The 26,619-nt window shown below is 73.4% G+C and carries 20 protein-coding genes; 7 read left to right on the top strand and 13 right to left on the bottom strand.

Features of this window, described 5'->3' with window-relative positions:
- Nucleotides 1-10: 10 nt before the first annotated feature.
- Nucleotides 11-1,774, top strand: coding sequence for an aspartate--tRNA ligase (aspS, locus tag ACGFT2_RS24350; RefSeq protein WP_393281734.1), 1,764 nt, complete (start codon nt 11-13; stop codon nt 1,772-1,774).
- A gap of 85 nt (nt 1,775-1,859) precedes the next feature.
- Here the strand turns inward: aspS and ACGFT2_RS24345 are convergent, their stop codons facing one another.
- From ACGFT2_RS24345 to ACGFT2_RS24315, 7 genes are all read right to left on the bottom strand, one after another.
- Nucleotides 1,860-2,555 carry a nucleotidyl transferase AbiEii/AbiGii toxin family protein gene (locus ACGFT2_RS24345; protein ID WP_393281732.1) on the bottom strand — a complete coding sequence of 232 codons (696 nt, stop codon included), beginning with the start codon at nt 2,553-2,555 and terminating at the stop codon, nt 1,860-1,862.
- A gap of 112 nt (nt 2,556-2,667) precedes the next feature.
- Nucleotides 2,668-4,251 carry a methionine--tRNA ligase gene (gene metG, locus ACGFT2_RS24340; protein WP_393281730.1) on the bottom strand — a complete coding sequence of 528 codons (1,584 nt, stop codon included), beginning with the start codon at nt 4,249-4,251 and terminating at the stop codon, nt 2,668-2,670.
- A 16-nt stretch (nt 4,252-4,267) separates the two neighbouring features.
- Nucleotides 4,268-5,977: a methionine--tRNA ligase gene (metG, locus tag ACGFT2_RS24335; protein ID WP_393281728.1), complete on the bottom strand. Its 1,710-nt coding sequence runs from the start codon at nt 5,975-5,977 to the stop codon at nt 4,268-4,270.
- Nucleotides 5,978-6,143: 166 nt separating this feature from the next.
- Complete coding sequence (locus ACGFT2_RS24330) at nt 6,144-7,853, bottom strand: VWA domain-containing protein (protein ID WP_393281726.1); 1,710 nt, start codon at nt 7,851-7,853, stop codon at nt 6,144-6,146.
- Between the two features lie 73 nt (nt 7,854-7,926).
- Nucleotides 7,927-9,870 (bottom strand): FUSC family protein, encoded by a 1,944-nt coding sequence (locus ACGFT2_RS24325; protein ID WP_393281725.1) that lies wholly within the window; start codon nt 9,868-9,870, stop codon nt 7,927-7,929.
- Between the two features lie 71 nt (nt 9,871-9,941).
- Complete coding sequence (locus tag ACGFT2_RS24320; protein ID WP_393281723.1) at nt 9,942-10,892, bottom strand: endonuclease/exonuclease/phosphatase family protein; 951 nt, start codon at nt 10,890-10,892, stop codon at nt 9,942-9,944.
- A gap of 96 nt (nt 10,893-10,988) precedes the next feature.
- A complete protein-coding gene (locus tag ACGFT2_RS24315; RefSeq protein ID WP_393281721.1) occupies nt 10,989-11,777 on the bottom strand; it encodes an alpha/beta fold hydrolase in 789 nt (262 codons plus the stop codon).
- An 87-nt stretch (nt 11,778-11,864) separates the two neighbouring features.
- Between ACGFT2_RS24315 and ACGFT2_RS24310 the strand changes: the two genes are divergently transcribed.
- On the top strand, nt 11,865-13,223 hold the full coding sequence (locus ACGFT2_RS24310) for a PLP-dependent aminotransferase family protein (protein ID WP_393281720.1): 1,359 nt from the start codon (nt 11,865-11,867) through the stop codon (nt 13,221-13,223).
- On the opposite strand, the gene ACGFT2_RS24305 is transcribed toward ACGFT2_RS24310, so the two are convergent.
- Nucleotides 13,111-14,046 carry a hypothetical protein gene (locus ACGFT2_RS24305; protein WP_393281718.1) on the bottom strand — a complete coding sequence of 312 codons (936 nt, stop codon included), beginning with the start codon at nt 14,044-14,046 and terminating at the stop codon, nt 13,111-13,113. The genes ACGFT2_RS24310 and ACGFT2_RS24305 overlap by 113 nt on opposite strands.
- Nucleotides 14,047-14,289: 243 nt before the next feature.
- The gene (locus tag ACGFT2_RS24300) at nt 14,290-14,772 is read right to left on the bottom strand and encodes a hypothetical protein (protein ID WP_393281717.1); all 483 of its coding nucleotides are present in this window, start codon (nt 14,770-14,772) and stop codon (nt 14,290-14,292) included.
- 155 nt (nt 14,773-14,927) lie between these two features.
- Here ACGFT2_RS24300 and ACGFT2_RS24295 point away from each other — a divergent pair, with 155 nt between their 5' ends.
- Both ACGFT2_RS24295 and ACGFT2_RS24290 read left to right on the top strand, forming a co-directional pair.
- Complete coding sequence (locus ACGFT2_RS24295; RefSeq protein WP_393282192.1) at nt 14,928-16,082, top strand: PP2C family protein-serine/threonine phosphatase; 1,155 nt, start codon at nt 14,928-14,930, stop codon at nt 16,080-16,082.
- Nucleotides 16,083-16,263: 181 nt separating this feature from the next.
- Entirely contained in the window at nt 16,264-17,550 is a 1,287-nt protein-coding gene (locus tag ACGFT2_RS24290; protein ID WP_393281715.1) for a hypothetical protein, read from the top strand.
- A 12-nt stretch (nt 17,551-17,562) separates the two neighbouring features.
- Here the strand turns inward: ACGFT2_RS24290 and ACGFT2_RS24285 are convergent, their stop codons facing one another.
- The 3 genes from ACGFT2_RS24285 to ACGFT2_RS24275 all read right to left on the bottom strand — a co-directional run bounded on the left by ACGFT2_RS24285 (nt 17,563) and on the right by ACGFT2_RS24275 (nt 21,215).
- Nucleotides 17,563-19,530 carry an Ig-like domain repeat protein gene (locus ACGFT2_RS24285; RefSeq protein WP_393281714.1) on the bottom strand — a complete coding sequence of 656 codons (1,968 nt, stop codon included), beginning with the start codon at nt 19,528-19,530 and terminating at the stop codon, nt 17,563-17,565.
- 124 nt (nt 19,531-19,654) lie between these two features.
- On the bottom strand, nt 19,655-20,896 hold the full coding sequence (locus tag ACGFT2_RS24280) for an amidohydrolase (RefSeq protein WP_393281712.1): 1,242 nt from the start codon (nt 20,894-20,896) through the stop codon (nt 19,655-19,657).
- Between the two features lie 109 nt (nt 20,897-21,005).
- Nucleotides 21,006-21,215 (bottom strand): hypothetical protein, encoded by a 210-nt coding sequence (locus ACGFT2_RS24275; RefSeq protein ID WP_393281711.1) that lies wholly within the window; start codon nt 21,213-21,215, stop codon nt 21,006-21,008.
- A 112-nt stretch (nt 21,216-21,327) separates the two neighbouring features.
- Between ACGFT2_RS24275 and ACGFT2_RS24270 the strand changes: the two genes are divergently transcribed.
- On the top strand, nt 21,328-22,671 hold the full coding sequence (locus ACGFT2_RS24270) for a tetratricopeptide repeat protein (protein ID WP_393282190.1): 1,344 nt from the start codon (nt 21,328-21,330) through the stop codon (nt 22,669-22,671).
- A gap of 147 nt (nt 22,672-22,818) precedes the next feature.
- Here the strand turns inward: ACGFT2_RS24270 and ACGFT2_RS24265 are convergent, their stop codons facing one another.
- Nucleotides 22,819-23,601 carry a hypothetical protein gene (locus ACGFT2_RS24265; protein WP_393281709.1) on the bottom strand — a complete coding sequence of 261 codons (783 nt, stop codon included), beginning with the start codon at nt 23,599-23,601 and terminating at the stop codon, nt 22,819-22,821.
- A 480-nt stretch (nt 23,602-24,081) separates the two neighbouring features.
- Between ACGFT2_RS24265 and thrS the strand changes: the two genes are divergently transcribed.
- Nucleotides 24,082-25,329, top strand: a complete 1,248-nt coding sequence (thrS, locus tag ACGFT2_RS24260; RefSeq protein ID WP_393281707.1) for a threonine--tRNA ligase — start codon at nt 24,082-24,084, stop codon at nt 25,327-25,329.
- Between the two features lie 225 nt (nt 25,330-25,554).
- Nucleotides 25,555-26,523 (top strand): nucleoside hydrolase, encoded by a 969-nt coding sequence (locus ACGFT2_RS24255; protein WP_393281706.1) that lies wholly within the window; start codon nt 25,555-25,557, stop codon nt 26,521-26,523.
- Nucleotides 26,524-26,619 lie beyond the last annotated feature (96 nt).

The raw sequence follows: 26,619 nt of genomic DNA, 5'->3' as shown, positions 1-26,619 counted from the left end.
ATGAACGACGATGCATCGGTACAGGTCCCACACCTGCGGCCAGCTCCGCGCCTCTGACGTCGGTGCCGACGTCCGGCTGAGTGGCTGGCTGCACAATCGGCGCGACCTGGGCGGCATCCTCTTCATCGATCTGCGCGACCACTACGGCATCACGCAGCTGGTCGCCCGCCCCGGCACCCCCGCGTACGAGGCCCTGGACAAGATCTCCAAGGAGTCCACGGTCCGCATCGACGGCCGCGTCGTTTCACGTGGAACCGAGAACGTGAACCCGGACCTGCCCACCGGTGAGGTGGAGGTCGAGGTCGCCGAGGCCGAGCTGCTCGGCGCGGCCGCCCCGCTGCCCTTCACGATCAACGCCGAGGACGGGGTCAACGAGGAGCGGCGCCTGGAGTACCGCTTCCTGGACCTGCGCCGCGAGCGCATGCACCGCAACATCATGCTGCGTACGGCCGTGATCTCCGCGATCCGGCACAAGATGGCGGCCATGGGCTTCAACGAGATGGCGACGCCGATCCTGTCCGCCACCTCCCCCGAGGGCGCCCGCGACTACGTGGTCCCCTCCCGGGTGCACCCGGGCCGCTTCTACGCGCTGCCGCAGGCCCCGCAGCAGTTCAAGCAGCTGCTGATGATCTCCGGCTTCGACCGCTACTTCCAGATCGCGCCCTGCTTCCGCGACGAGGACGCCCGCGCGGACCGCTCGCCCGGCGAGTTCTACCAGCTCGACGTGGAGATGTCCTTCGTCGAGCAGGAGGACGTCTTCCAGCCGATCGAGAAGCTGATGACGGAGCTGTTCGAGGAGTTCGGCGGCGGCCGTCACGTCACCTCTCCGTTCCCGCGCATCCCGTTCCGCGAGGCGATGGCGAAGTACGGCTCCGACAAGCCGGACCTGCGCGCCAAGCTGGAGCTGGTGGACATCACCGACGTCTTCGAGGGGTCGGAGTTCAAGGCGTTCGCGGGCAAGCACGTGCGCGCGCTGGCGGTGCCGGACGTCTCCGCGCAGCCCCGCAAGTTCTTCGACCAGCTCGGTGAGTACGCCGTCGAGCAGGGCGCCAAGGGCCTGGCCTGGGTGCGCGTGGCCGAGGACGGCTCGCTGAGCGGCCCGATCGCGAAGTTCCTCACCGAGGCGAACGTCGCCGAGCTGACCAAGCGCCTGTCCCTGGCCCCCGGCCACGCCGTCTTCTTCGGCGCGGGCGAGTACGACGAGGTCTCGAAGATCATGGGCGCGGTCCGGGTCGAGGCCGCCAAGCGGGCCGGCCAGTTCGAGGACGGCGTCTTCCGCTTCTGCTGGATCGTCGACTTCCCGATGTACGAGAAGGACGAGGAGACCGGCGCGATCGACTTCTCGCACAACCCGTTCTCGATGCCGCAGGGCGGTCTGGAGGCCCTGGAGACGCAGGACCCGCTGGACATCCTGGGCTGGCAGTACGACATCGTCTGCAACGGCGTCGAGCTGTCCTCCGGTGCGATCCGGAACCACGAGCCGGACATCATGCTCAAGGCCTTCGAGATCGCTGGCTACGACCGTGAGACCGTCGAGGAGAAGTTCGCGGGCATGCTGCGCGCGTTCCGCTTCGGCGCCCCGCCGCACGGCGGCATCGCCCCCGGTGTGGACCGCATCGTGATGCTTCTGGCGGACGAGCCCAACATCCGCGAGACGATCTCCTTCCCGCTCAACGGCAACGCCCAGGACCTGATGATGGGCGCCCCGACCGAGCTGGACGAGTCCCGCCTGCGCGAGCTGCACCTGACCATCCGCAAGCCGCAGCCGAAGTAGCCCACGGACGGACGGAGAAGGGCCCGGAACCGACGTCGGTTCCGGGCCCTGCCGCCTGCCGTCGGCGTCGGCGTCGGCGAAGTTTTCACTCCCCGGTGCCGGGATCGGGCTCGTCGTCCGGCGGGGCGCCGTCCTCCAGCAGCCGCTCGGCGATGTCGTCGGACCAGTGCTGGGCCCAGGCGCGCAGTGCGGTGATCCGCGGCTCGTCCAGCCCGTACCGCACGAACTCCCTGTCGGCGTAGAAGTCCGTGCCAGTCAGCCGCGACTGGAGGGTGGGCAGGTCGAACGGGTCGTAGGCGTGCCGGCGGCCCAGTTCCTCCAGGCCGGGCAGGGGGAAGCGGGCGGCGGCGGCCCGGGCGTCGATGAGGTCGACGGCGGCGCCCCGGTCGTACAGCGCGCGGATCTTCGTGCCGACGGCGTCCTCGAGCGAGAGGGCCGGGCCGTACCCGGTGAGGTCGGGCGGCTGCCAGAAGGCCTCCCGGTGCAGCGTGAGGGCACAGGACTCGCCGCTCGGCGGGTCCGTGACGGTCAGCTGCGCGGTGCGGACGCTGACGGGCCCGACGCGCACCTGCCGGCCGCGTGACTCCAGGGCGGCACCGACGGCACCGGCGATCCGGTCCATCGCCTCGGAACTCTCGGTGGCGAAGTCGAGGTCGGCGTGCGGCCGCTCCAGCAGACCGTGGGCCTGAAGGGCGTATCCACCGGCGAGGACCAGCCCGTGCGGGCCGCCTGCCGTGACGACGTCCGCGAGGAGCCGCCGGTGAGGTTCGGGAAGGTTCACGACACCGGTACTCTGCCAGACCGGAAGCGGCCTACGCGCGCGCCCCGCGCCGGCCGGAACGCGCGATCCGGCGCTCTGCCGCCCCTGGCCACCCGCTCGGCGGGCCTCCCGGTCACCCGGTCGGCAGGTCTCCCAGGCGGGGGAAGAGCACCGCGCCCCGGGTCAGCGTCGCACCGGCCGGGAGCCTGCCCCACTCCGCGGTCTGCGCGAGCCGCTGGCCGGCCAGGGGGCCGAGCGCCGGTTCGGCGGCCAGCGACTCCCACAGCCTCCGAGAGGACTCCGGCATGACCGGGTACAGCAGGACGGCTACGGCGCGGAGGGCCTCCGCCGCGGTGTAGAGGACGGTGGCCAGCCGGGCCCTGCCCACGGGGGACTCGTCCTTGGCGACCCGCCACGGTTCCTGCTCGGTGAGATAGCCGTTGACCTGCCTGACGAAGTCGAAGACGGCCAGGATGCCGCCCTGGAAGTCGAGTTCGTCGCCGATGCGCCGGTCCGCCTCCGCGACCGCCCGCGTCAGGCCCGCGTGGACGGCGCTCTCCGCCTCGCCGACGGCCGTGGCCTCCGGCAGGGCCCCGCCGAAGTACCGGCCGACCATGGCCACCACCCGGGAGGTCAGATTGCCGTAGCCGTTGGCGAGTTCGCTGGTGTAGCGGGCGGTGAAGTCCTCCCAGGAGAAGGAGCCGTCCTGGCCGAAGGCGATGGCACGCAGGAAGTACCAGCGGTAGGCGTCCACGCCGAAATGCGCAGTGAGGTCCTGCGGCTTGATGCCGGTCAGGTTGGACTTGGACATCTTCTCGCCGCCGACCAGCAGCCAGCCGTTGGCCGCGATCCGTCTGGGCAGCGGAAGACCCTGCGCCATCAGCATCGCGGGCCAGATGACCGCGTGGAAACGGAGGATGTCCTTGCCGACGAGGTGCACATCGGCTGGGAAGGTGGCCGCGAACTTCTCCGGGTTCTCGTTGTAGCCGACGGCCGTGGCGTAGTTGAGGAGCGCGTCGGCCCAGACGTAGACGACGTGCTCGTCGTCCCAGGGCACCGGGACACCCCAGTCGAAGGTCGAGCGGGAGATGGAGAGGTCGGTCAGGCCCCGGCGGACGAAGTTCACGACCTCGTTGCGTGCCGACTCGGGCTGGATGAACTCCGGGTGGGCGGCGTAGTGCGCGAGGAGCCGGTCGCCGTACTCGCTCAACCGGAAGAAGTAGTTCTCCTCGCTGAGGATCTCCACCGGCCTGCGATGGATCGGGCACAGCTTCTGCCCCGCGAACTCACCGTCGCCGTCCAGGAGTTCGCCGGGCAGCTTGTACTCCTCGCAGCCCACGCAGTACGGGCCCTCGTACCCGCCCTTGTAGATCCGTCCCTTGTCGTACAGGTCCTGGACGAACTCCTGGACCCGGGCGGTGTGCCGGTCCTCCGTGGTGCGGATGAAATCGTCGGCGGTGATGTCCAGGTGGTCCCAGAGCGGCCGCCAGGACTCGGACACGAGCCGGTCGGCCCAATCCTGCGGAGAGACCCCGGCCGCCTCCGCCGTGCGCAGGACCTTCTGCCCGTGCTCGTCGGTGCCGGTCAGGAACCACACGTGCTCGCCGCGCAGGCGGTGCCAGCGGGCGAGCACGTCCCCGGCCACGGTGGTGTACGCGTGGCCGAGGTGGGGTGCGTCGTTGACGTAGTAGACCGGGGTGGTCACGTAGTACGCCATGACGAGGCTTGCTCTCTCAGCCTTCCTCGCCGCCGAAGCGGTCCTTGTACGTCGCCAGGTCCTCGTCCGTCAGCTTGGCGAACAGCACCGGCGGGACCGTGAACGGGGTGCCGGCCGGGACCGAGGCCAGGGCCTTCGCCTCGGCCGTGCCGACCCAGGCGGCGGTGTCGTCCGCCAGCTCGAAGGTGCCGCGCATCGCCGCCGCGGTGGCCGGGATCAGGGGCTCGGAGACCACCGCGTACAGGTGGATCAGGTTCATCGCCGTGCGCAGCGTGAGGGCCGCGCCGTCCTTGTCGGTCTTGATCTCCAGCCAGGGGGCCTTCTCCTCCAGGTAGGAGTTGCCGGCCGACCACAGGGCGCGCAGGGCCGCCGCGGCCTTGCGGAACTGGAGGGACTCCATCTGCGACTCGTACTCCGCGAGGAGCGACGCGATCTCCTCGCCGAGCTTCGCCTCCGCCGCGCCGGGCTCACCGCCGGCCGGGACCTCCTCGCCGAAGCGCTTCTTGCTGAAGGACAGCACGCGGTTGACGAAATTGCCGAGGGTGTCGGCCAGGTCCTTGTTCACCGTGGCGGTGAAGTGCTCCCAGGTGAAGGACGAGTCGTCCGACTCGGGGGCGTTGGCGATGAGGAAGTAGCGCCAGTAGTCGGCGGGCAGGATGGCGAGGGCCTGGTCGGTGAAGACGCCCCGCTTCTGCGAGGTGGAGAACTTGCCGCCGTAGTACGTCAGCCAGTTGAACGCCTTGACGTAGTCGACCTTCTTCCACGGTTCGCGCACGCCCAGCTCGGTTGCCGGGAACATCACGGTGTGGAAGGGGACGTTGTCCTTGGCCATGAACTCCGTGTAGCGGACGTCCGTGTCGACGTCGTACCACCACGACTTCCAGTCACCGCCGGTGGCGTCGGCCCACTCCTTCGTGGCGCCGATGTACTCGATCGGGGCGTCGAACCAGACGTAGAAGACCTTGCCCTCGGCGGCCAGCTCCGGCCAGGTGTCCGCGGGAACCGGCACGCCCCAGTCCAGGTCGCGGGTGATCGCGCGGTCGTGCAGACCCTCGGTCAGCCACTTGCGGGCGATGGAGGAGGCGAGCTGCGGCCAGTCCTCCTCGTGCCGGGACACCCACTCCTCGACCTCGTGCTGCAGCTTCGACTGCAGCAGGAAGAGGTGCTTGGTCTCGCGGACCTCCAGGTCCGTGGAGCCGGAGATCGCCGAGCGCGGGTCGATCAGGTCGGTCGGGTCCAGGACACGGGTGCAGTTCTCGCACTGGTCGCCGCGTGCCTTGTCGTAACCGCAGTGGGGGCAGGTGCCCTCGACATAGCGGTCCGGGAGGAAGCGGCCGTCGGCCGGGGAGTAGACCTGGCGGATCGCCCGCTCCTCGATGAAGCCGTTCTCGTTCAGCTTCCGGGCGAAGTGCTGGGTGATCTCGCGGTTCTGCGGGGAGGAGCTGCGGCCGAAGTAGTCGAAGGCCAGCGCGAAGCCGTCGTAGACCGCCTTCTGGGCGTCGTGGGCCTGCGCGCAGAACTCGTCCACCGCGAGGCCCTGCTCCTTGGCGGCCAGTTCGGCGGGGGTGCCGTGCTCGTCGGTGGCGCAGATGTACAGCACGTCGTGGCCGCGCTGGCGCAGGTAGCGGGAGTACACGTCCGCCGGGAGCATGGACCCCACCATGTTGCCCAGGTGCTTGATCCCGTTGATGTACGGAAGGGCGCTGGTGATGAGGTGTCGAGCCATCGCGGGCTGCTCCCAGGTCGGGTTGTTTTACGAACCTTGAAATGGTAGCCGAGACGGGTGGGCCGCCCGCTTCCCGTTTTGCAGGGTGGGAAGGGGCGGCCGGGGGTGGTGACGGTCGGTTGTGATCGCCGACGGTCCGTTATGGTCGCTCGCTACGGTTTTCCCGTCACGGGCGCCAGGAGGCGAGTACGCCCTCGTACAGCTCGGCGTCCGTCAGCTCGCGGGGGGTCGGGCCCGCGTGGAAGAAGGCCGCGTTTCCGGTCTTCAGCCTGCGGAGGTAGTCGAAGGCCTTGTTGTCGTGCTCTCCGAAGGCGACGAAGGAGAAGAAGAGACCGGGGTGCGCCGCCGCGGCCGCGGTGAGCGCCTGGGTCGCCGGGGTCTTCGCGTCCGGGGCGCCGTCGGTCTGGAAGACCACGAGGGCGGGGGCGGCGGGGGCCGCGTGGTCGGCGCAGTACTTCTCGTAGTGGGCGGTCACCGCCTCCACGGCGGCGTGGTAGCTGGTGCGGCCCATGCGGCCGAGGGCGGCGTGGGTGTCGTCGATCTTCGTCTCGTGGTCCGGGGTGAGGGTCAGGTCGGTGGTGCCGTCCACCTCGGTGGAGAACAGGACGACGTGGACCGTGGCCTCCGGGTCCAGGTGGGCCGCGAGTGCGAGGGTCTGGTCGGCGAGGGCCTGGGCGGAGCCGTCCTTGTAGTACGGCCGCATGCTCGCGGAGCGGTCGAGTACGAGGTAGAGCTTCGCTCGGGTGCCGGTGAGGTCGGTCTTCCTGAGGGTGGTGGTGGCGGCCTTGTAGGCGGCGGCCAGGGAGGGGGTGCGGGACTTGACGGCGGCGAGGGTGGTGGCGGGCTTCAGCGGTTGTGCCGGCGGCTCCGGGTGCGTGTCCGCCTCGGCTTCGCCTTCGGCGTCCGTGTTCCCACCCGTACGGGTTGCCTGCGGCTCGGGGGCCGTGTCCGCCTCGGCTTCGCCTTCGGCGTCCGTGTTCTCACCCGCACCACCCGTGCGGGTCTCTTCCTCGGGTGCGGGTGGCCCCTGCCGGGCTTCCTCGCCGTCGGCGGCTTGCGGGTCCGTCGTCTCCGCCGCCGCGGCGGCCTCCACGACCGGCTCGGCCTCCGGCTCGGCCTGAGCCTTGGTCTCCGGCTCGGTCGCCGCCAGCGGCTCAGCCGATGCCGATGCCGATGCCTCTGCCTCTGACTCGGCCTCCGGTTCGGCCTGGGGCTTGGCCTGGGCCTCGGCCTGGGCCTCGGCCTGGGCCTCGGCCTGGGGCTCTGCTTCCGCCTCGGGTGTGACGTATGTCTCCACCTCCGCCTCGGCCACCGGCTTCGCTTCCGTCTCAGCGGGCGGCTCCGGCTCGGCCTGAGCGGGCGGCTCGGGCTCGGACTCGGCCGGGTGGTCCGGCTGCGGGTGCGGCTGTGCGTTCTCGGTCTGTGCGTGCGGTTCGGCCTTCGGTTCCGTCGTCGGCTGGGTCTCCTGCTGGGCTTCCCTCGGTTCTGCGGGGCGGGGGACCTTGACGTTTTCGAAGGCCGCTGTCACCAGGTCGTGTTCGCCGGGGGACGCCTGGCGGGGCTCGGGGATGTCGGGGGTGCGGGAGGCCGGCGTCTCCGGGGCCGCGGTGCGGGGCTCGGGGGAGGCCGTCCGCTGGGTGATCGGGGTCTTGGCCGCCGGAGCCTCGGGGACCTCGGTGCCGGTGGACGCGGGCTCCGCGGGCCGGGGCTCGACGGCTGCCGGCTCCGTGATCCGGAGGGTGGTGATGGCCGGTTCCGAGGCCGCAGGCTGGGAGGCCGGGGGCTGCGTGGGGAGTCGGTCCGCACCCTCCGCCTCGGTGGCTCGTGCCTTGCGTGAGCGGCCGAATGCGTTCCGCAGGAGAGTGAGAATGCCCATGTGCGCAACCCTTCGCGTGAGTTGGTGCCCGTTAATCCCTGGCCAGGACGGACACGTAAGGTTAGCGAAGCGCTCAGTGTGGGGAAGCGATCGACCGGGCCGCCGCCACTTCCTGCCGAAGAGGCTCCAGAACGCTGCCGGCGGGACCCGTGAGATCCGTGCGGACGGCGATCAGGGTCTCCGCGCTGCGTACCCCCTCCGACAGCTCGTGCAACTGCAGTCCGAGCTGGGCGATCTCACCCGCGGACGGGGACGGGGCGCCGTGCCGGACACGGACCCGGGCCGCCGTCGTGGCGTCGACGATCCGCTCCACCGCGACGACCAGCGGCCACCAGGCGGCCGCGCGCCGCCCGGTGGGCGGGGGTTCGGTCAGTGCCCGCTGGAACTCGGTGCGGATGACGGAGAGGTCGCGGTAGAGGCGGCGCCGCATGTGGGCCCGGACGCTCGGGTCGCCGCCCGTGCCGAACGCCGCCTCCACATAGGCCGCCGTGTCCGCGACCGCGTCGGCGAGGCGGTCCCCGACGCGGGTGTGCCAGCTCTCCGGCCACAGCAGATAGCCGGCGGTCAGGGCGATCGCGCAGCCGAGGAGCGAGTCGGCCAGCCGGGGCAGCAGCAGGGCCGTGCCCTGGTGGTTGAGGATGTCGGACAGGAGGAGGATCACGGGGGTGATGGCCGCCGTCTGGAAGCCGTAGCCCCGGGGGGTCAGCGCCGGGATCAGCGGGGCCAGCACCAGCATGGCCGGCACGTCCCAGCGTCCCAGTGGCACCTCCGCCAGGACCACCGCCGCGATCACCAGACCGGCCACCGTGCCGAGCGCGCGCAGCAGGGCGCGGGAGAAGACCGAGCCGAAGTCCGGCTTCATGACGAAGGTGATGGTCAGGGCGACCCAGTAGGAACGGGCGACCGGGACCAGGGAGACGAGGGCCTGGGCGATGCCGATGCAGAGCGCGAGGCGCAGGCCGTAGCGCCAGGAGTTCGCCGAGAGCACGACGCTCCGGGCCGCGCGGGCCGTACGGATGCCGAGGGCGGCCGGACGGCCCAGGCGGTCGTCGATGCCCCGGGGGTCCACGTCGGGGGCCGTGACCACCTCGGCCGCGTGGCGCAGGGCGTGGTCCACCGCCCGGGCCGTCTCCGTCGTGGGGAGGGGGAGGTCCAGGGCGATCGGGTCCGTGCGGCCCGCCCCCACGGCGTCGGCCAGGTGGTGCATCGCCCGGGAGATCTGCGGGGGCAGCGGGCGGGCCGCCAGGTGGGCCGCGGGAGCCGCCTCGACCACCGGGGTGATCGCGTTCAGCTGGGCCAGCAGCCGGGTGCCGTCGGGGCTGCGGCCGTGCTGGCGGGCGCGCCGGCCCAGGATCAGGTCGTAAGACTGGTTCAGGGACTGGGTGACGGCGCGGCGGGCCTCGTCGTACTCCTCGGTGCGGTCCGTGCCGGCGACGCCGAGGAGGGCCGCGACCGTGCGGTAGGTGGCGGCGACCGCGGCGCGTTCGGGGATGCCCGAGCGCAACGGCCAGGCCAGCAGCGCGAGCAGCAGGACCAGCAGGCCGCCGCCGGTCATCAGCACCGGCGCCAGCCACCAGGGGTGCGGCAGCGGAAGGCCGGCGCCGACCACGCAGTTCAGGAGCAGGAGCAGGCCGGAGACCGAGGCGACGGCACCGATCGTCGAGACCATGCCGGACAGCAGCGCCACCCCGGTGACCGCGACGACCGCGTACCAGCCCCGCCCGTACACCAGCGTGCCGAACGTCACGCCGACCGCGCCGAAGAGCTGCGGGACGGCGATGTTGAGGATGCGCATGCGGTAGGCGTCGGCGGTGTCGCCGATGACGCCGGACAGGGCGCCCATGGAGGCGAGCGCCCCGTAGGCCGGGCGGCCGGCGGCGAGGCCGACCGCCAGCGGGAGGCTCATGGCGACGGCGGCGCGGGCGACGGCGGCCCGGTTGACGGGAGCCTGCTGCGGTTGGAGGTTCCGGACCAGCCAGTCGGGAGGGGTGAGGCCGATGGGGAACTCGCGGGACATGCGCCCATTATGGCGGTTCCGTGCCGGTCCATCCGGCGGCACGGTGCGGGCCGGCTTCGGCCCGCCGTCGCTCATCCGCGCTGGTGGAGCATGAGATCGGCGACGAGGGCGCGGTGGTCGCTGCCGGTTACGCGCAGGAAGTGGACGCCGGTCGCGGTGAAGTCCCGGGAGACCAGGACGTGGTCGATCTGGGTGCCGACGACCGAGGCGGTGCGCGCGGGCCAGCTGGCGGTGCGGGCGTGGCCGGCGAGGCGGGCGGCGTCGACCAGCCCGGTGTCCAGGACGTGGCGGAAGGCCGCGTGGTCCTGGGAGGCGTTGAAGTCGCCGGCCAGGACGGTGGGGGTGTCCTCGCGGCCGGCCGCGAAGGCGTGCAGCCTGCCGAGTTCGCGGCGCCACAGGCCGACCTGGCCCGGCAGCGGCGGCATGGGGTGGGCGAGCTGGAGGCGTACGGCGTGGCCGTGGACGTCGGCTACGGCGCCGGGCATGCCCATGGTGCCGGGGACGCCCGCGGCCGGCGCCAGCGGGAACCGGCTGAGGATGAGGGAGCCGTGGGAGCCGGCCGCGCGCACCGCCCTCCGGTAGGGGTGGGTGTGCGCGAAGTCGCGCTCGAGGGTGGCCCGGCAGGTGTGCTCGCACTCCTCGACGAACACCACGTCCGGATGCCGGTCGCGGATGACCGGCACCAGGGCGGGGGTGCCGCGCCCGAACTCGACGTTCGAGGTGAGTACGCGGAAGGCGGCGAGCGGCGGTCCGCCGGGCTCGCCGGCCGTGCCGTACGGCTCCAGGTACCAGGCGAGCAGGCCGAGCACGGCGACGCCCCAGACCAGGCCGGCCCACCAGCGGGCGAGCAGCGCGCAGAGCAGGGCGAAGCCGGTCGGCGCGAGCAGCCAGGGCAGGAACGCGAGGAGCTGGGGGACCGGCGTGATGCCGTCGGTGCCGGCCACCCGGCAACCGACCACCACGCTCACGGCGGCCAGCGCCGGCCCCGCGGCCCAGGCACCGGGTCCGCGCTGTCGGGTCATGACGACGAGCCTACGGTCGTCCGTCCACCGACGGCCTCGCTCACGGCGGCCGAGGCGGCGGATCCGAGTCGGCGGTGGCGGGTCACGGACGCGAGCCTACGGTCGCCCGTCCACAAGGGTCAGGAAATCGCTCAGCGCCCGGTTGAACTCCTCGGGCCGCTCCAGGTTGGGCAGATGGGCGGCGCCGTCGACGACGTGCAGCCGGGAGTCGGGCAGGGCCGCGTGCATCTCCTCGGCGTCCCGGACGGGGGTGTAGGTGTCGTCGGCGCCGACCACCACCAGGGCGGGCACCCGCACCCGGGTCAGCAGGGCGCGGTAGTCGGGGCGTTCGGCCCGGCCGCGCAGGGCCGCGGCGGCGCCCTCCGGGGAGGTGGCCGTCATCATGCGGTGGACATGGGCCCTGACGTCGGGATGTGCGTAGGGGGCGACCATCCGTTCCAGCACCTCGTCGGCGTAGCCTCGCATGCCTTCGGCGAGCAGCCGGTCGGCCATCGCGTTGCGGCCCCTCCTGCCTTCGGGGGTCTCCGCCGCCGGGAAGGTGTCGGCGAGGACGAGGCCGCGGATCCGGTCGCCGAATCGGTCGTGGCACTCCATGGCGATCTGGCCGCCCATGGACAGGCCGGCGAGGACGAACGAGTCCACTCCCAGCAGGTCCAGGAGTCCGGCGAGGTCCTCGGCGTGACGGGAGAGCGGGACCGTGCCGGGGGTGACGGGCGAGGCGCCGTAGCCGCGCAGGTCGGGGGCGACCACCCGGCGGTGCGTGGAGAACTCCGCCAGTTGCGGCTGCCACATCGTGCGGTCGAAGGGGTGGCCGTGGACGAGGACGAGCGGAACCCGGCCGGACATTCCGGGGTCTTTGTCCTCGTATGCGAGGAAGGGAGGCATGTGATCGACCCTAGGCGCCCCAACTACTCGGTGCAATAAGATCTTTGCTCTCGGTGCAATCGAGGGCACGGCACGGGAGGGGGGCAGGTGGACGACTACCGGCGCATCGCCGACCGGATCGCCGACGACATCGGTGGCGGGCGGCTCCAGCCGGGGCAACGGCTGCCGCCGCAACGGGCGTTCGCCCGGCGGCACGGGATCGCACCGTCGACGGCCGGCCGGGTGTACGGCGAACTCGTCCGCCGGGGACTGGTGGTGGGCGAGGTCGGGCGCGGCACGTTCGTTCGGGCCACCGAGCCGGACCGGCAGCCGGGGCACGCGCTGACCGAGGCGGCGGGCGCCGCACCGGTGAACCTGGAACTCAACTACCCCGTGGCCGAGGGGCAGTCGGAGCTGCTGGCCGCGTCCGTCGCACCCCTGTTGCGGCCGGACGCGCTGGAGCAGGCGCTGCGGCCGGCCGCGGCCGCGGGCACCCCGGCGGCCCGGGAGGCGGTGGCCTCCCTGCTGGCCCAGGGGGGCCTGCGGTCCGTCGCGGCGCGCATCCTGTTCACCGGCAACGCCCGGCAGGCGATCGCCGCGACCCTCGCCTCCCTGGTCCGGCCCGGTGGCCGGGTGGGTGTGGAACCGCTGACGTATCCGCTGGTCAAGGAGATCGCCGGCCGTCTGGGCATCACCCTCGTCCCGCTCGCCACGGACGAGGAGGGGCCGCTGCCCGGGGCCGTGGCCGCCGCCCACCGCGCCGCCCCCCTGTCCGCCCTCTACCTCCAGCCGACCCTGCACAACCCGACCGCGCGTACGACGGGCGCGGGCCGGCTGGCACAACTGGCCGACGTCGTCCACAGCCTGGGGACACCGGTGGTCGAGGACCGCGTCTGGTCCTTCCTGCACCCGGGCGGCACACCACCGCTCGCCGCGCTCGCCCCGGGGCTCGTGCACCTCGTCGACGGGCTGTCCAAGCGGGTCGCGCCCGGTCTGACGATCGGTTTCGCCGTCGTACCGCAGGAGCGCGTCGCGGCGGTGGCGCGGGCCGTCCGGTCCGGTGGGTGGGGCGCGGGCGGGTTCGCGCTCGAGGCCTCCGTGCGGTGGATCGGGGACGGGACCGTGGACCGGCTGGTGGCGGCCAAGCGCGCGGACGCCCGGCGCCGGCAGCGACTGGTGGCCGAGGAACTGGCCGCCTTCGCCGTACGGTCCGATCCGGCGGCCTGCTTCGCCTGGTGGGAGCTGCCGGCGCCGTGGCGGGCCGACACCTTCACGGCCGCCGCGCAGGCCCACGGGATCGCGGTCACGCCCGGTACGGCCTTCTCGGTCGACCCGAGCCGGACGCCGGACGCGGTCAGACTCGGGCTCGCGTCCGTGCCTGAGCCGGAGCTGACGCGGGCTCTGCGGACCCTCGCCGGCGTCGCACGAGGCGGACCAGGGGCCGCTTCGGCCGCAGGTACCGGGTGAGCCAGGCGGTCAGGGCCACCGTGAGACCGAGGCCGAGCAGTACCCAGGCCGCCGTGCGCAGGGTGCCGGTGAGCGCGTCGTAGACGGCGCCCACGGCCGGGTGGGGCGCGTCGGCGGGCAGGTCGGCGAGGGTCAGGCTGCGGCCGACGGCCAGGGCCAGGACGAGCAGGGCACCGCCGAGGGCGGTGCCCAGCGCGGTCGCGGCGACCGCCCGGCGGCGGCGCACGGCCAGCGCGATCCCGGTGGTGGCGAACGCGACGGCCGCCACCGGCAGCCAGAACCCGGCGACTTCGAGCACGTGGAAACCCTTCCGGAGGGCGACCAGTTCACCCGCGGGCAGCACGGCGACCGAGGTGTGCTCCACCGGTATGCGCTGGGCGAGCGGCACGTGGTCGAGGGTGAGCTGGCGCTTGACCTGGGCGGTGACGGGGGCGAAGTCGACGGTGACGGCACGCTCGTCCTCATCGCGCAGGGCGCGCAGGACCGCGTCGTGCGTGACCCGGTTGCCGGTGTCCCAGGCCAGCCGGAACGCCTGCGTCTGGGTGAAGGAGCGCACCGCGTCGTGCACGAAGGGGCGGACGGAGTCGCGCAGCGGGTGCACGTCCAGGTGCTGGTCCACCGCGCGCAGGATGCCGTCACCGACGGTGTCCGCCACCGCCTCCCGGACGTCCGGGTCGGCGGCCAGCGGGGCCATCGCGGTGACGTAGCGGCCCGTGTCGGCGAGCGCGTACGCCGCCCAGGCCGCCAGCGCGCCGAACGGCACGAGGAGGCAGGACAGGGTGATCAGTACGGCCGACAGGGCGCTCCTTAGGCGTGGGGGCACGCTTCAAGGCAACGGTGCCGGAGGCCGGCGCGCGAGCCGGGGGACTGCGTTCGGGCGGAAATCCCAGCCGACCGGCGGCCGCCCGGCTGCGCCCCGGTGGCGGAAGCGGGCATTCCGCCCTCCGGTGGAGGCTTCGACCGAACGGGTGTTTCCTGGTGCTGGGGAGGCCGGTGGGGAGGGATGGACAGGGGAGTGCGTGGGCCCCGGCCGCAGCGGCCGGGGCCCACGCGCACACCGTCACGCTCAGCGGGTCCGGCGGCCGAACGCGTCCTCGCGGGTGTAGTAGCGGTAGAAGAAGGCGATGAACGTGGCCGCCGACACCAGCAGCGACATCACCACCGACCTGAGGACCGACGCGTCGGTCTGGCTGTAGATGAAGCCGAAGGCGCAGCCGACGAAAGCCGTCCACAGCAGCGCGTGCACCTCCCGCCGCATCCGCGGGGCCAGGACCAGCAGCGCCATGCACACGATCGCGAACACCAGCGCGCTGACGAATCCCAGCAGCAGGTTCCAGCCGGTGACGGGGCCGCCCGCGCGGGTGTTGGCCGCGACCCAGTAGCCGTAGACGAGGCCCAGCACCACCGGCACGCCGATCCGGGCCATCTTGTGGGTACGGGCGTCGAAGACGTCGGGCGTGCGGCCGCGCACGTCGGTCGCCCGGCCCTCCGCCTCGGGCGTACGGCCGGGCCGGGACATTCCGCCGGGCGCGGGTGCCGCTTGAGCCATGAGAGCACTCCTTCCGCTCCTTGCCCCCGGTCTCCAGGGCACACCCGGGGGGCACGGCCTGGCAAGTCGGCCAGGAGGGTGACGAGTGCCCGGATGCGGGCCGGTGTCTCCCGTGTTTGGCTGAGGGGCATGGAGGGCTGCCCGCCGTGACCGAGATGGAGTACGGGCGGCGGCGCCAGGGGTGGCGAGCGCACGGGCGGAACTTCGCCTGGCTGGTGCCCCTGCTGCTGCTCGTCGGCATCGCGCTGGCCGACTTCAACACCGGGGAGCAGTTCCGGATCGTCTCCTGGATCGTCCTGGTCCCCGGTACCGCCGCCGCGATCTGCGGAGTGTGGACGACGGCCGCCTTCAGCGTCGTCTCGGTGGTGACCTACGTCGCCGTCGACAGCGCCTGGCCCGACCAGTACCGGGCCGGATTCGCCGACTTCGTCCTGGTGGCCGTCGGTGGTCTGCTGGCCACGCTGGCCGCCGCCGTGCGGGTGCGCCGGGAGCGGCAGACCCTGCACATCCAGGACATCGCCGAGACCACCCGCCGTACCGTGCTGCGCCCGCTGCCGTCGCGCTGGGCCGGGCTGGAGCACGCGGGGGTGTACCTCGCCGCCGACGAGGACGCCCGGGTCGGCGGCGACTTCTACGACATCCAGCCCAGCCCGCACGGTGCCCGCGTCCTCGTCGGCGACGTGCAGGGCAAGGGCCTCGGCGCGGTGGAGACCGCCGCCGCGCTGCTCGGCACCTTCCGCGAGGCCGGGTACCACGAGGCGGACCTGGTGACCGTCGCCGAACGCCTGGAGACACGGATGCTCCGGCACCGTCTGCACACCACCGCGCTCGGCAGGGACGACGGCGACCGCTTCGCCACCGCCGTCCTGATCGGCTTCCCCGGGGACACCCCCGGCATGATCGAGGTCGTCAACTTCGGTCACGAACCGCCGCTCGCCGTCGGCCCGCACGGGGTGCGCGAGCTGCCCAGCGGCGACGGGGTCCCGCTCGGCTTCGCCGAGCTGGCGGACGGCGTGCCCCCCGTGCACCGCGTGCCGCTCACCGCCGACGAGACGCTGCTGCTGGTCACCGACGGGGTGACCGAGGCCCGCGACGCGCCCGGCTGCTTCTACCCACTGGCCCGCGAGATCGACCGCGCGGTCATGGCCGACCCGCGCGGGGCCGAACCCCGGCGCCTGGTCCGCCGGGTCCGCGACGACGTCCTGCGGCACTGCGGGGGCCGGCTGGACGACGACACCACGGCGTTCGCCGTACGGCGGATGACGAAGACGACGGGCGAAGCCCCCGAAGGGGGACGTTTGCGCACCTGAGGCGCGGCTTCGCGGCAGCAGCGGCTACGGTGCTGGCTGGAGAGCGGATCAACAGGGTCGATGGATCCGGCTGGTCCACGGATCCGGCGGGTCTGCGGACCTGACGGGTCCGCCGTATCCGACGGGGTCTGCGGACCTGACGGGTCCGCCGTATCCGACCGGGGCTACAGGGGGAGGACCGATGCCCGGAACCGTGCTGCTGATCGCGGCGTCGCCGCTGGGCCGGGGGCGCCTGGTGGACGCGGCCGGTGTGCTGCCGGTGCTGGCCGCCGTCGCCCCCGCCGTGCTGTCCGGCACCGACACGGCCAACGTGGTGGAACTCGCCGACCCACTGGAGCCGCAGGCCGTCCTGACCCGGCTGCGCGCCGCCGCGGCCGCCCCCGGGCCGCTCACCGTGTATCTCGCCGGCCAGCTCCAGCTGGACCGCCGCCAGCGGCTGCCGCACCTGGCGCTGGCGCGCACCACCGCGGCCACCGTCCGCTACACCGCGCTGCCCTGGCACTGGATCCGCGAGGAGCTGCGGCTGCGCTCCGCGGCCCGGACCGCGCTCGTCGTGGACCTGCACGCGGACCCGGAGGCCTGGGGCCACGTCGCCGAGCGCGGGCTCGACTGCGGTCCCACCACCGCCGTCTACGGTCGCGTCGCCCCCGCGGCGCCGGGCCGGCGAGGCTCCGCCGAGCCGTCGTACATGAAGGCCGTGGCGACGCTGCTGCGCAGCGGGCACCGGCCGCCGCTCGCCGAGTTGCACGAGCGTGCGCTGGCGCGCATCCCCGGGTCGGACACGGGGCGGCACCTGGTGCTGGCGAGTGCCGGGGGCTTCGCGCCCGGCCCGCCGTACCGTGCGGCGCCGCCCCGCCCGCGCACCCCGGACGTCCCGCCCTTCACCGGCACGCCCGTCCAGGCACCGGCCTCATCGCTTCCCCCGGTACCGTCCCCGTCGCTTCCCCCCGCCGTGCCGCTTCCCGCCGTGCCCGCCGTGCCGCTTCCCGCCGTACCGGCCGTGCCGCCGCGCCCCGCACCGGGCGTGCCGGCTCCGCTCCCGCCGGTGAAGGAGCCCCACGCCGCCATCAGTGCCGCCGTGCAGGCCGGGCGGCACGCCGAGGCCGACGCGCTGGCCGCCCGGCACGAGCTGACCGCCGCCCGGGCGCACGGACCCGCCTCCGAGGACGCCCTGCACTGGACGGAGGTCCGGGCCGACCTGGCGATGTTCGCGGGGGACGCGGCGCGCAGCTGCCGGGCCTGGATGGGGGTCGCCGGGGTGCGGCTGGCCGCGGGGCAGGCCCCGGACGCGCCCGCGGTGGAGTCGGCCGTGGACCGCGCGCACCACCAGTGGGGCCGTATCGAAGACGCGGCGCGGGCCCGGGAGATCGGGCCCGCGCTCGCGGAGTTGCGACTCAGGGTGCCGGGGCGCCACGACGGCGCGCTGGAGAACGTCCAGCGGCAGCTGCGGCAGCTCCAGGACCGGTAGGCCCCGGTGGCCTCAGCGGGTGAAGGTGAAGTACTTCCAGGCGCCGTGCGTCGTGGAGTTCACGGTGTCACCGGAGGCGCTGTTGACGTACGACGAGCGGATCCGGAAGTGCCAGCCGACGTCCTGGCCGTGGTTGCCGGTGATCTGCACCCGGGAGACGCCGTCGCGGCCCAGCGCGAAGTAGGCCGGTTCGCTCGGGTACCAGCGGCCCTGGTAGTAGACCTCGAACTCCAGCTTCTGCTTGCGGCCCTGGTAGTACGGCATCTTGGTCGTGATCAGCGGGTTCTTGTTCTTGTGGAAGAAGTAGTACGTGTGGTTCCACGTGTACTTCGACTTGTAGTGGTTGCCGACCGACGTGGAGACGCTCACCTGGGCGCCGACCGTCGCGGACGCCGATGCGGACGTGTAGCGCGCGTCGCCGGAGAACTTCGCGGTGACCTTGGTGTCCCGCTTCAGGTCCAGGGTGACCGACAGGTCGCCGTGGGAGTCGACCTTGCCGGACTTCACCAGCTTGTTCGGCTTGTCCGAGCCGAACGGGTCGGCCCAGATCTCCACCGTGCGGTTCTTGTGGGTCGTCCCGAGGTGGGCCGTGAACTTCACGTCCTTGCCGTACGCGTAGACCTTGCCGTTGTTGTTGATCTTGAGTGACGGCTTGGCACGTGAGACGGAGACGGTGTCCGAGCCGGAGGCCGCTGTACGGTCGGCGTCACCGGCGTAGGCCACCGTGTACTTCACCTTGCCGCCGGCCGGCGGGGTGTCGGCGAAGGAGAAGGTGCCGTCCGCCTTGGTGGTGACCGAGGCGAGCGCCTTGCCCTTCGGCGAGTCCAGGTCGGTGCGGGTGACGGTCAGTCTCGTGCCGGCGGGCAGCGCCGCCTTGGCGGTGGCCCGGCCCTTGACGGTGAGCTTCTTGGCGCGGGCCGCGGTGGCGGGGGCGTCCACCGTGACGGTGGTGACCGCCTTGGTGGGCGCGGTCAGCACGCGCAGCGAGTACACGCCCTCGCTGTTGGAGGTCACGGCGAACAGCCGCGAGCCGTCCGGCGTCCAGGCCAGGCCGCCGTCCGCCAGCAGGTCGGAGCCGCTGGTGTGACCGGTGTTGGGGAAGTCGTAGGTGCGGACCGCCTCGCCGTTGCCCGGCCGGAAGACGTAGACGTCCGGTTCGTACGAGCCGTCGATGCCCGCGGCGATGGTGCCGTCGGGGGCGATGGCGACGGAGTTCGGGTAGGCGTCCGTGACGTACTTGCCGTCCTCGTTGAGGTCGGAGGTCCGGAACACCTGCTGGTAGTACGGCGCACCGCTGGCCACCACGACGTCCTTGCCGTCGGGGGTGACCTGCAGGTCGCCGAGGTTGCTGCCGGCCTCACGGGTGCTCGCCAGCCTGGTGGCGGTGCCCGACGAGACGTCGTACGAGGCCAGTTCGACCGGGCTCTGCCCGATCGCGCCCGCGACCAGGACGTTCGAGCCGGGAGCGGCGTCCAGCAGCGGCGCCGAGTACCAGTCGCCGTCCTGGCCGAGCGTGACCTCGTGCTGCTCGCTCGTCAGGTCGACGGAGCCGATGTCGCCCTCGGCCGCGCCGCCGTAGCCGAACCACAGCCTGCCGCCCGCCAGCGCGAGGCTCAGCGGCTTGTCGCCGACCGTGTACCGCGTGGTCTCGGCATCGGTGGCGGTGTCGATGACGGCGATGGAGTCCAGGTCCTGCACGGCCGCGTAGAGCGTGCCGGAGTCGGCGGACAGCTCCAGGCCGCTGACGCCGGAGAGGTTGGTGGTGAGCTGCTTGACGACGTTGCCGGCGTAGTCCGTGACGACGATCTTGCCGTTCAGTGGATCGCTGACGAAGACCTGCTGGTGGACGCCGTCGACGACGATGTCACCGGTCTGCCGGACCGGCAGGATTTTGCTGGAGTCGGCGAACGCCGGAGTGGCGGCCAGTGCGGCCGAGCTGAAGACGACCGCCAGAGTGGTGGCAGCCGTGAGAGTGCGCATACGCACGCTGATTCGAACCCCCCGGAACGAATGAAGACATGGGCGCCACGCGGCTCGGCTGTCGAGCGAGGCCCCTGTGAGCCGGATGTGGCGGATGGGTGAAGACTAGGCCGGGAAGAGTAGGTCATGCCACTGACAAAAAGGCGAGCGCCCCCGAGACCAGCGTGCGGACACCCGGGAGGACCGTGGCGGGATCGGGTGCGAAGTGCGGGCTGTGGTTGCTCGGCACGGCCGAGAACTTCTCGGGAAAGGTGTCGCCGGGGGCCTGCTCCCACACCCCGGGCGGGGTGGTCGTGACGAACCAGTACGAGTACGGGATCGTGCCGAGCGCCAGCACCGGGAAGTCCTCGCTGCCCATCGCCGGCCCCGGGTCGAACACCGTGCCCGCGCCGAAGACCTCGCCGTGGACGGCGGCCACGGCGGCGTCGGTGCCGGCGTGGTTGACGGTCATCGGGAAGGAGTCGCCGACCGTCACCTCGGGCTCGCGGGGGCAGCCGGCGGCCAGGCACTCACCCTGCGCGATGCGCCGGATCGCGGCCAGCATCCGCTGCCGCACCTCTTCGGACCGGGTGCGCAGGTTCAGCGCGATGCGGGCCTCGGCGGGGATGATGTTGTGCCGGGTGCCCGCCTCGACACGGCCCACGGTCAGCACGGCGGCCTCGCCGGCGGCGATCTCCCGGGAGACCACCGTCTGCAGCCGGGTGACGAGGTAGGCGGCCGTCACCACCGGGTCCACGGTCGCCTCGGGGCGTGACCCGTGCCCGCGCCGGCCGTGCACCACGATGTCCACGTCCGTCGAGGCCGACATGATCAGTCCGGGCGCGTGCGGATACAGGCCCGCCGGGCCGGGTGCGGCGTGCTGGCCGAGCAGTACGTCCGGGCGGCCGAACCGCTCGTACATCCCGTCGGCGATCATCCGGGCCGCGCCCTGCCCGGTCTCCTCGGCGGGCTGGCCCACGACCAGCAGCGTGCCGGTCCAGGCCGCCCGCCCGGCGGCCAGCGCCTCGGCGGCCCCGGTCAGCCAGGTGACGTGCAGGTCGTGTCCGCAGGCGTGCATCACCCCGGCGGTCCGGGAGGCGTACGGCAGCCCGGTCGCCTCCGCCACCGGCAGTGCGTCCATGTCCGCCCGCAGCAGCACGGTCGGCCCGTCACCGTTGCGCAGCCGGCCCACGACGCCGGTGCCGCCGACGCCCTCGGCGGTCTCGAACCCGGCGTCCCGCAGCCGGCCCGCCAGCTTTCCGGCGGTGCGGTGCTCGCGCAGGGACAGCTCGGGATGGCGGTGCAGATCGCGGTAGAGGTCCTCCAGGTCCGTCACCGGGAGGTCGGCCGTCAGGTCCAGGGCGGTGCGGGCCGCGGTCGAGGTCACGGGAGGCAGCCTAGGCGCCACGGGCGGCTCCGGGGAGCTTTCGGCGGCGCGGGTGCGAGGGGGGCGCCGGGGAGCCTCCGGCGGTGGGGTGGGGCGGCGCCGGGAGCCTTCAGGGGTGCAGGTGCGAGGCGGCCACGGGTGCGGGCGCGGGGGCCGCGGCGCGGGCGGGGCCGGCGTTCGCCGCGATGATCAGGGCCGCCGCCGCGATCACGGCCGCGGCGACGGCGCGCGCGGTGGACGGGCCCCCGCCCACCCGGAGCCGCGAAGGGGCCAGGTCGGGGGTGGGGCGTCCGTAGGGTGCGGATGTACGTCCGGGCACGGCGACCTCGCAACACGACAGCGGCGTATTAAGCAGGTTTAATCCGCCGTTTAACCTAGGGGTTGCGCAAGGCCAACGGCAAGGGGCAGCAAGGGAGTTGGGGGACCGCATGATGCAGGAACGGGACGATCCGCAGGTCATCGGGCAGCGGGTGCAGCGCTTGCGCGGCCAGCGCGGGCTGACCCAGCGGCAGCTGGCGGAACCCGCGTACACACCGGCCTACATCTCCACCCTGGAGGCGGGCCGGGTCCGGGCCTCCGACGCGGCCCTGCGGCACATCGCGGGCCGGCTCGGCGTGGCCTTCGAGGAACTGGCCGTGGGCCGGCCCGCCCACCTCGCCACCGATCTGCGGCTGCGGCTCACCGAGGCGCAGCGCGTCCTGGCCGACGGCCGGGCCGAGGAGGCCGCCGTGCAGTACACGGCGCTGCTCGCGGAGGCGGGGACGCACCAACTGGGCCACGAACAGGCCGCGGCACTGCTGGGCCTCGGCGAATGCGGCCTGGAGACCGGGGAGTTGACGCGTGCCCGGGAGTGCTTCGAGCGGGCCGAAGCGCACCTCGCCGGTGCGGCGTTGCCGGTGCGGGTGCCCGCGGTGCGCGGCCGGGCGGTCTCCCACTACCTCGCCGGGGAACTCCGCTACGCGGTCTACCTGCTGGAATCCACCCTCGACGAACTGAACCGCGGCGGCCTGCACGACCCCGACGCCCTCCTGCTGCTCTACGCCAGTGCCATCGGCCCGTACATGGACATGGGCGCCCACGCCCGCGCCGCCCAGGCCGCCGAGTTCGCCCTCGCGCTCGCCGCCCAGGCCGCCGATCCCGCGCTGATCGCCCGGATGCACCGCTCGGTCGCCCGCACCCTGCTGGCCGAGGGCCGGGTCGCCGAGGCCGACGCCTCCCTCGCCAAGGCCGCCGAGCTGTACCGGCAGCTCCAGCTGCGCACCGAGCTGGCCAACTGCCACTGGATGCGCGGGTACGTGCACGCCCAGAACGGAGGACTCGAGGCCGCGGAGAGCGAGCTGCGCCTTGCGCTCGCCATGCTCTCGGAGACCCGGGCCGCCCTCTACCGCAGTCAGGCGGCGGTCGAACTCGCCGACGTACTGCACCGCCGGGGCAAGTCCGCCGAGGCCGCGGAACTGCTGGAGGGCGTCCTGGGCGACTTCACCTCCGAACGCGGCGCCGTCCACGCCGCCGCGGCCCATCGCCTCCTGGGCATCATCGCCGAGGACACCCGGGACACCGAGGCCGCCGAGGAGCACTACGTCCGCGCCCTCAGCATCCTGGAACGCGCGGGGGCCGCCGGTGACCTGGCCGACCTGTGCCGTCTCCTGGGCGACCTGCTGCGCCGCACGGGCCGCGTCGAGGCGGCCCTGGACGCCTACCGCACGGGCCTCGGACACCGCACGACCCCGGGCACCACCACGCTGGGCCCGGCCCCGGCCCAGCCCCCGCTGTGACCGGTGTCCGTGCGTCCGTCATGGCGGGTCCGCCTCGTCGGTACGGGCCCCCGCTGTGACCGGCGTCCGTCGCGGCGGGGCCGTCCATCGGTACGGGCCTCGCCGTGAGCCGCGTCCGTCAGCCGTGGAGCCGTGTGCCGGTGCGCGTCAGACCTGGGCCCGGCCCTGCTTGCGGATGTCCGTCAGGCGCAGGGCGCCGATCTGGACGGCGGCCTGGGTCGCGTCGTTCGGCACGTCGCCGAGGCCGCCGTTGGTGAGGGCGAAGGAGTCCTCACCGACCCGGACGGCGGCCAGGTCCATCGTGAGCACGTACCGCTGCCCGTCCTCCGCCGTGGTGCCGAGGTCGATGCGCAGGCCCTGGCGCGCGTCCCCGACCTCGGGCAGCGGGGCCTCCACGACCCGCACGTCCTCCAGCAGGCCCGTCTCGGTGGTGGCCGTGAACTCGGCACACTGCACGGGCAGCGTCTTCAGCCAGGCCAGCGCGCCGTCGACGTCCGCCGGCCGGCGGGCGCCGATCTGGTAGCGCAGCTGGGCGCCGGTGTCCGCGTCGTCCAGGCCGACGGTCGCCCGGGCCGGGCCGCCCAGGAGTTCGTCGCTGTAGAGGGCGTCCAGCAGCCGCTGGCACTCTCCGGCCGTGGTGGTGGCCTTCAGCAGCCCGTCCCGCCAGGTCGCCGCACCCTGCGTCGAGGTCCAGGGGGCACCGAGGTCGGACTGGGTGAGGAGCGCGGCCTGCGCCTGTTCGTCGCTGAGCGTGGAACCGTCGGCCCGCGTGGACGCCGCGGGCGTAGGGCTCACCCGGTCGATCGTCGGCAGCGGGTACGGCGCGGTCTCCGGATGCCGCAGGCCGAGGGCCGCGCAGCCGCCGACGGCGAGCAGACCGGCGGCTGTCAGGGAGAGGAGGAGACCACGGGGGCGTATCGCGGCGGTCATGGAGGTGCCTCCTGGGCTGCGTGCCGGTCGGGGGGCCGGTGAGGGGCGGCCGGGTGTCGGTGGAGCCTTCTCTCACGGCACCACCGCCCCGACCGCCCCACCAGCGCTCCGGTCCGTCCGGGTGAGCCGTCGCGGAACGCGGGTCCGCCAGCGCTCCGGTCCGTCCGGGTGAGCCGTCGCGGAAAGCGCCCCGCCAGCGCTCCGGTCCGTCCGGTGCGCCGTCGCGGAAAACGCGGGTCCGCGCCGCGGCGACCGGCGTCCACCGCGGCGCCCGCGGAAAGTCGCTGTTCCGGCGCGGCGCCCCCTTGCTATGGTCCCGGCCATGAAGCGCGCCCAGCAGTGCCCGCAGAGCACGACGACGCCGGAGACCGTCCCGGCGCGCTGACACCTGACCAGCATCGAAGCCCCGGGGCGAGTGCCCCGGGGCTTCGGCGTGTCCGATCCCCGGTTCCCCGCCCCCACCCTCACGGAGGAACCCCGATGAACGTCCCGCTGAACGACCGGCTGCCCGACCACCGCCGCCTCGGCCGCGAACTCGGCCTCTTCGGCACCGACCCGCTGATCGGCGCGGGCCTGCCGTACTGGCTGCCCGACGGGGCGGTCGTCCGGCACACCCTGGAGGAGTATGTGCGGGAGCTGGAACGCGCCGCCGGATACCGGCACGTGTACTCGCCCGCGCTCGGCAAACGGGAGCTGTACGAGATCTCCGGGCACCTGGACCACTACAGCGACGACATGTATCCGCCGATGCGCCTGGGCGACCAGGAGGCCGGGGAGGTCGTCCTGCGCCCGAGCCTCTGCCCCCACCACGCCCTGATCTACCGCTCCCGTCCCCGCAGCCACCGCGAGCTGCCCCTGCGCATCGCCGAGCTGGGCACCATGTACCGCGCCGAACGCTCCGGCGTGCTCGGCGGCCTGACCCGCGTCCGTGCCATCCAGCTCAACGACGCGCACGTCTTCTGCACCCTGGACCAGGCGGTGGGCGAGGCCCGCGCGGCCCTGGAGCTGATCGCCCGCGCCTACGCCGACCTCGGCATCGAGGCCGTGCGCCACCGCCTCTCGCTGCCCGGTGAGGGCGGCAGGTACGTCGCCGGTCCCGAGCTGTGGAGCCGGGCGACCGGTCTGCTGCGGGAGGCCCTCGCCGAGTCCGGGGTGGCGTACGAGGAGGCGGAGGGGGAGGCCGCGTTCTACGGCCCCAAGATCGACGTGCAGATCGCGGACCCGGCGGGTCGCGAGTCCACCTTGTCCACCGTGCAGATCGACTTCCACCAGCCCGCCCGGTTCGGCCTGCACCACATCGGTGCCGACGGCGCCAGGCACCGCCCGGTGATGGTGCACCGCAGCATCATCGGCAGCGTGGAACGGGCGGTGGCGCATCTGATCGAGGCGCACCGCGGCGCGTTCCCGGCCTGGCTGGCCCCCGTCCAGCTGGTCGTCCTGCCGGTCGCCGAGGGGCAGGCGGAGCGGGCGGCGGCGGTGGTCCGCGAGGCGGTCGCGCTGGGCCTGCGCGCCGAACTCGCCGGTCCCGAGCAGGGCACCCTGGGGGCCCGCGTCCGTGCGGCCCGCCTGGTGCCGTACCAGGCGGTGATCGGCGCCCGCGAGGCCGAGGCGGGCCTGGCCGCCCTGCGCCTGCGCGACGGCCGCCGACCCGGCGAGCTGCCGGTGACCGACCTCCTGCACCGGATCTCCGCCCGGGTGACCGCCCGCGCCACCGCACCGTGGGGGTGAACGGGTCTCGGTGACGTGCGGTGGTGGGTGCGGCCGGCGTCCGAGGTGGTGCCGCCGGCCGCGGGGGACCACGGACGTCGACGCCCCCCGGTCACCGGCCCGCGGCGCCTTCGCGTGGTCGGCGGCTACTCGGTGCTCCCCCGTGCGGGCGTCGGGCGTGACGCCTCGGAGCGGTCGCCGGCCTCAGGTCTGATCTAAGGTCGGCTCGACGGAAGGAGTCCCGCTGTGACCGGTCAGCCCATCCCCGTGATCATCGACTGCGACACCGGCGTCGACGACGCCCTGGCCCTGCTGTTCGCCGTACGCCACCCGGGCCTGGACCTGCGGGCGGTCACCTGCGTGGCCGGCAACACGGACGTGGACGGGGTGGTGCGCAACACCCTGACCGTGCTGGAGCAGGCCGGCGCCCGCGACATCCCGGTCGGCCGGGGCGCCGAGCGTCCGCTGATCGAACCGGCCCGTTCGGCCCGCCATGTGCACGGCAGCGACGGCATGGGCGACCTCGGCCTGCCCGCGCCGACCCGGGCCCCGGCCGCCGAGGACGCCGTGACGCTGCTGCGCCGCGAGATCCTCGCCTCCCCGCGCCCGGTGACCCTCATCCCGACCGCGCCCCTGACGAACATCGCCCTGCTGCTGCGCACCCACCCCGAGGTGACCCGCAACATCGAGCGGATCGTGTTCATGGGCGGCGCCGTGACCACCGGGAACGCCACACCGGTCGCCGAGTTCAACGTCTGGCACGACCCGGAGGCGGCCGCGGTGCTGCTGACGGCCGGGGTGCCGATCACGATGTACGGCCTCGACGTCTTCATGCAGGTCGTCGTCCCCGGCCCCGAGGTGCACCGGCTGCGCACGAGCGGCGAACCCGGGACCCGGCTGGCCGGTGACCTCCTCGCCCACCGGCCGACCGCGCAGGGCGGCGCGCCCGAGGCGGAGGAGGCGGGCGGCCTCGGCGACGCGGGCGCGGTGTGCGCGGTCGCGGACCCGCAGGGCATCACCACGCGTCTGCTGCCGGTCGAGGTGTCCCTCGCCCCGGGCCCGGCCCGCGGCCAGACCATCGTCGACCGGCGCCCCCGGCCGGGTGAGTCCGAGATCCACGAGGGGCACCGCGAACAGCCCCTCGTGGACGTCGCCCTGCAGGTGGACGTGGACCGCTACGTGAAGCTGTACCTGGACACGGTGGAGCGTCCCTAGGGCGGTCCGTCACACGGGGGTCATCCCTTCGGCGACGTGCGAATGTTCCCTTTCGCGGCGAGGTGGACAGATTCAGTACCGTCGTTCCTCCCGAAG

Origin of the sequence: Streptomyces sp. NPDC048514 (assembly GCF_043199955.1) — a bacterium.
Lineage (GTDB): Bacteria > Actinomycetota > Actinomycetes > Streptomycetales > Streptomycetaceae > Streptomyces.
This window is presented reverse-complemented; position numbering and strand designations above follow the sequence as displayed.

Excerpts from the sequence above, each read along its gene's own strand:
- aspS (WP_393281734.1), top strand. The coding sequence starts at position 11 with ATGCATCGGTACAGGTCCCACACCTGCGGCCAGCTCCGCGCCTCTGAC.
- metG (WP_393281730.1), bottom strand. The coding sequence starts at position 4,251 with ATGGCGTACTACGTGACCACCCCGGTCTACTACGTCAACGACGCACCC.
- metG (WP_393281728.1), bottom strand. The coding sequence starts at position 5,977 with ATGGCTCGACACCTCATCACCAGCGCCCTTCCGTACATCAACGGGATC.
- ACGFT2_RS24330 (WP_393281726.1), bottom strand. The coding sequence starts at position 7,853 with ATGGGCATTCTCACTCTCCTGCGGAACGCATTCGGCCGCTCACGCAAG.
- ACGFT2_RS24325 (WP_393281725.1), bottom strand. The coding sequence starts at position 9,870 with ATGTCCCGCGAGTTCCCCATCGGCCTCACCCCTCCCGACTGGCTGGTC.
- ACGFT2_RS24320 (WP_393281723.1), bottom strand. The coding sequence starts at position 10,892 with ATGACCCGACAGCGCGGACCCGGTGCCTGGGCCGCGGGGCCGGCGCTG.
- ACGFT2_RS24315 (WP_393281721.1), bottom strand. The coding sequence starts at position 11,777 with ATGCCTCCCTTCCTCGCATACGAGGACAAAGACCCCGGAATGTCCGGC.
- ACGFT2_RS24300 (WP_393281717.1), bottom strand. The coding sequence starts at position 14,772 with ATGGCTCAAGCGGCACCCGCGCCCGGCGGAATGTCCCGGCCCGGCCGT.
- ACGFT2_RS24295 (WP_393282192.1), top strand. The coding sequence starts at position 14,928 with ATGGAGTACGGGCGGCGGCGCCAGGGGTGGCGAGCGCACGGGCGGAAC.
- ACGFT2_RS24290 (WP_393281715.1), top strand. The coding sequence starts at position 16,264 with ATGCCCGGAACCGTGCTGCTGATCGCGGCGTCGCCGCTGGGCCGGGGG.
- ACGFT2_RS24285 (WP_393281714.1), bottom strand. The coding sequence starts at position 19,530 with ATGCGCACTCTCACGGCTGCCACCACTCTGGCGGTCGTCTTCAGCTCG.
- ACGFT2_RS24270 (WP_393282190.1), top strand. The coding sequence starts at position 21,328 with ATGCAGGAACGGGACGATCCGCAGGTCATCGGGCAGCGGGTGCAGCGC.
- ACGFT2_RS24265 (WP_393281709.1), bottom strand. The coding sequence starts at position 23,601 with ATGACCGCCGCGATACGCCCCCGTGGTCTCCTCCTCTCCCTGACAGCC.
- thrS (WP_393281707.1), top strand. The coding sequence starts at position 24,082 with ATGAACGTCCCGCTGAACGACCGGCTGCCCGACCACCGCCGCCTCGGC.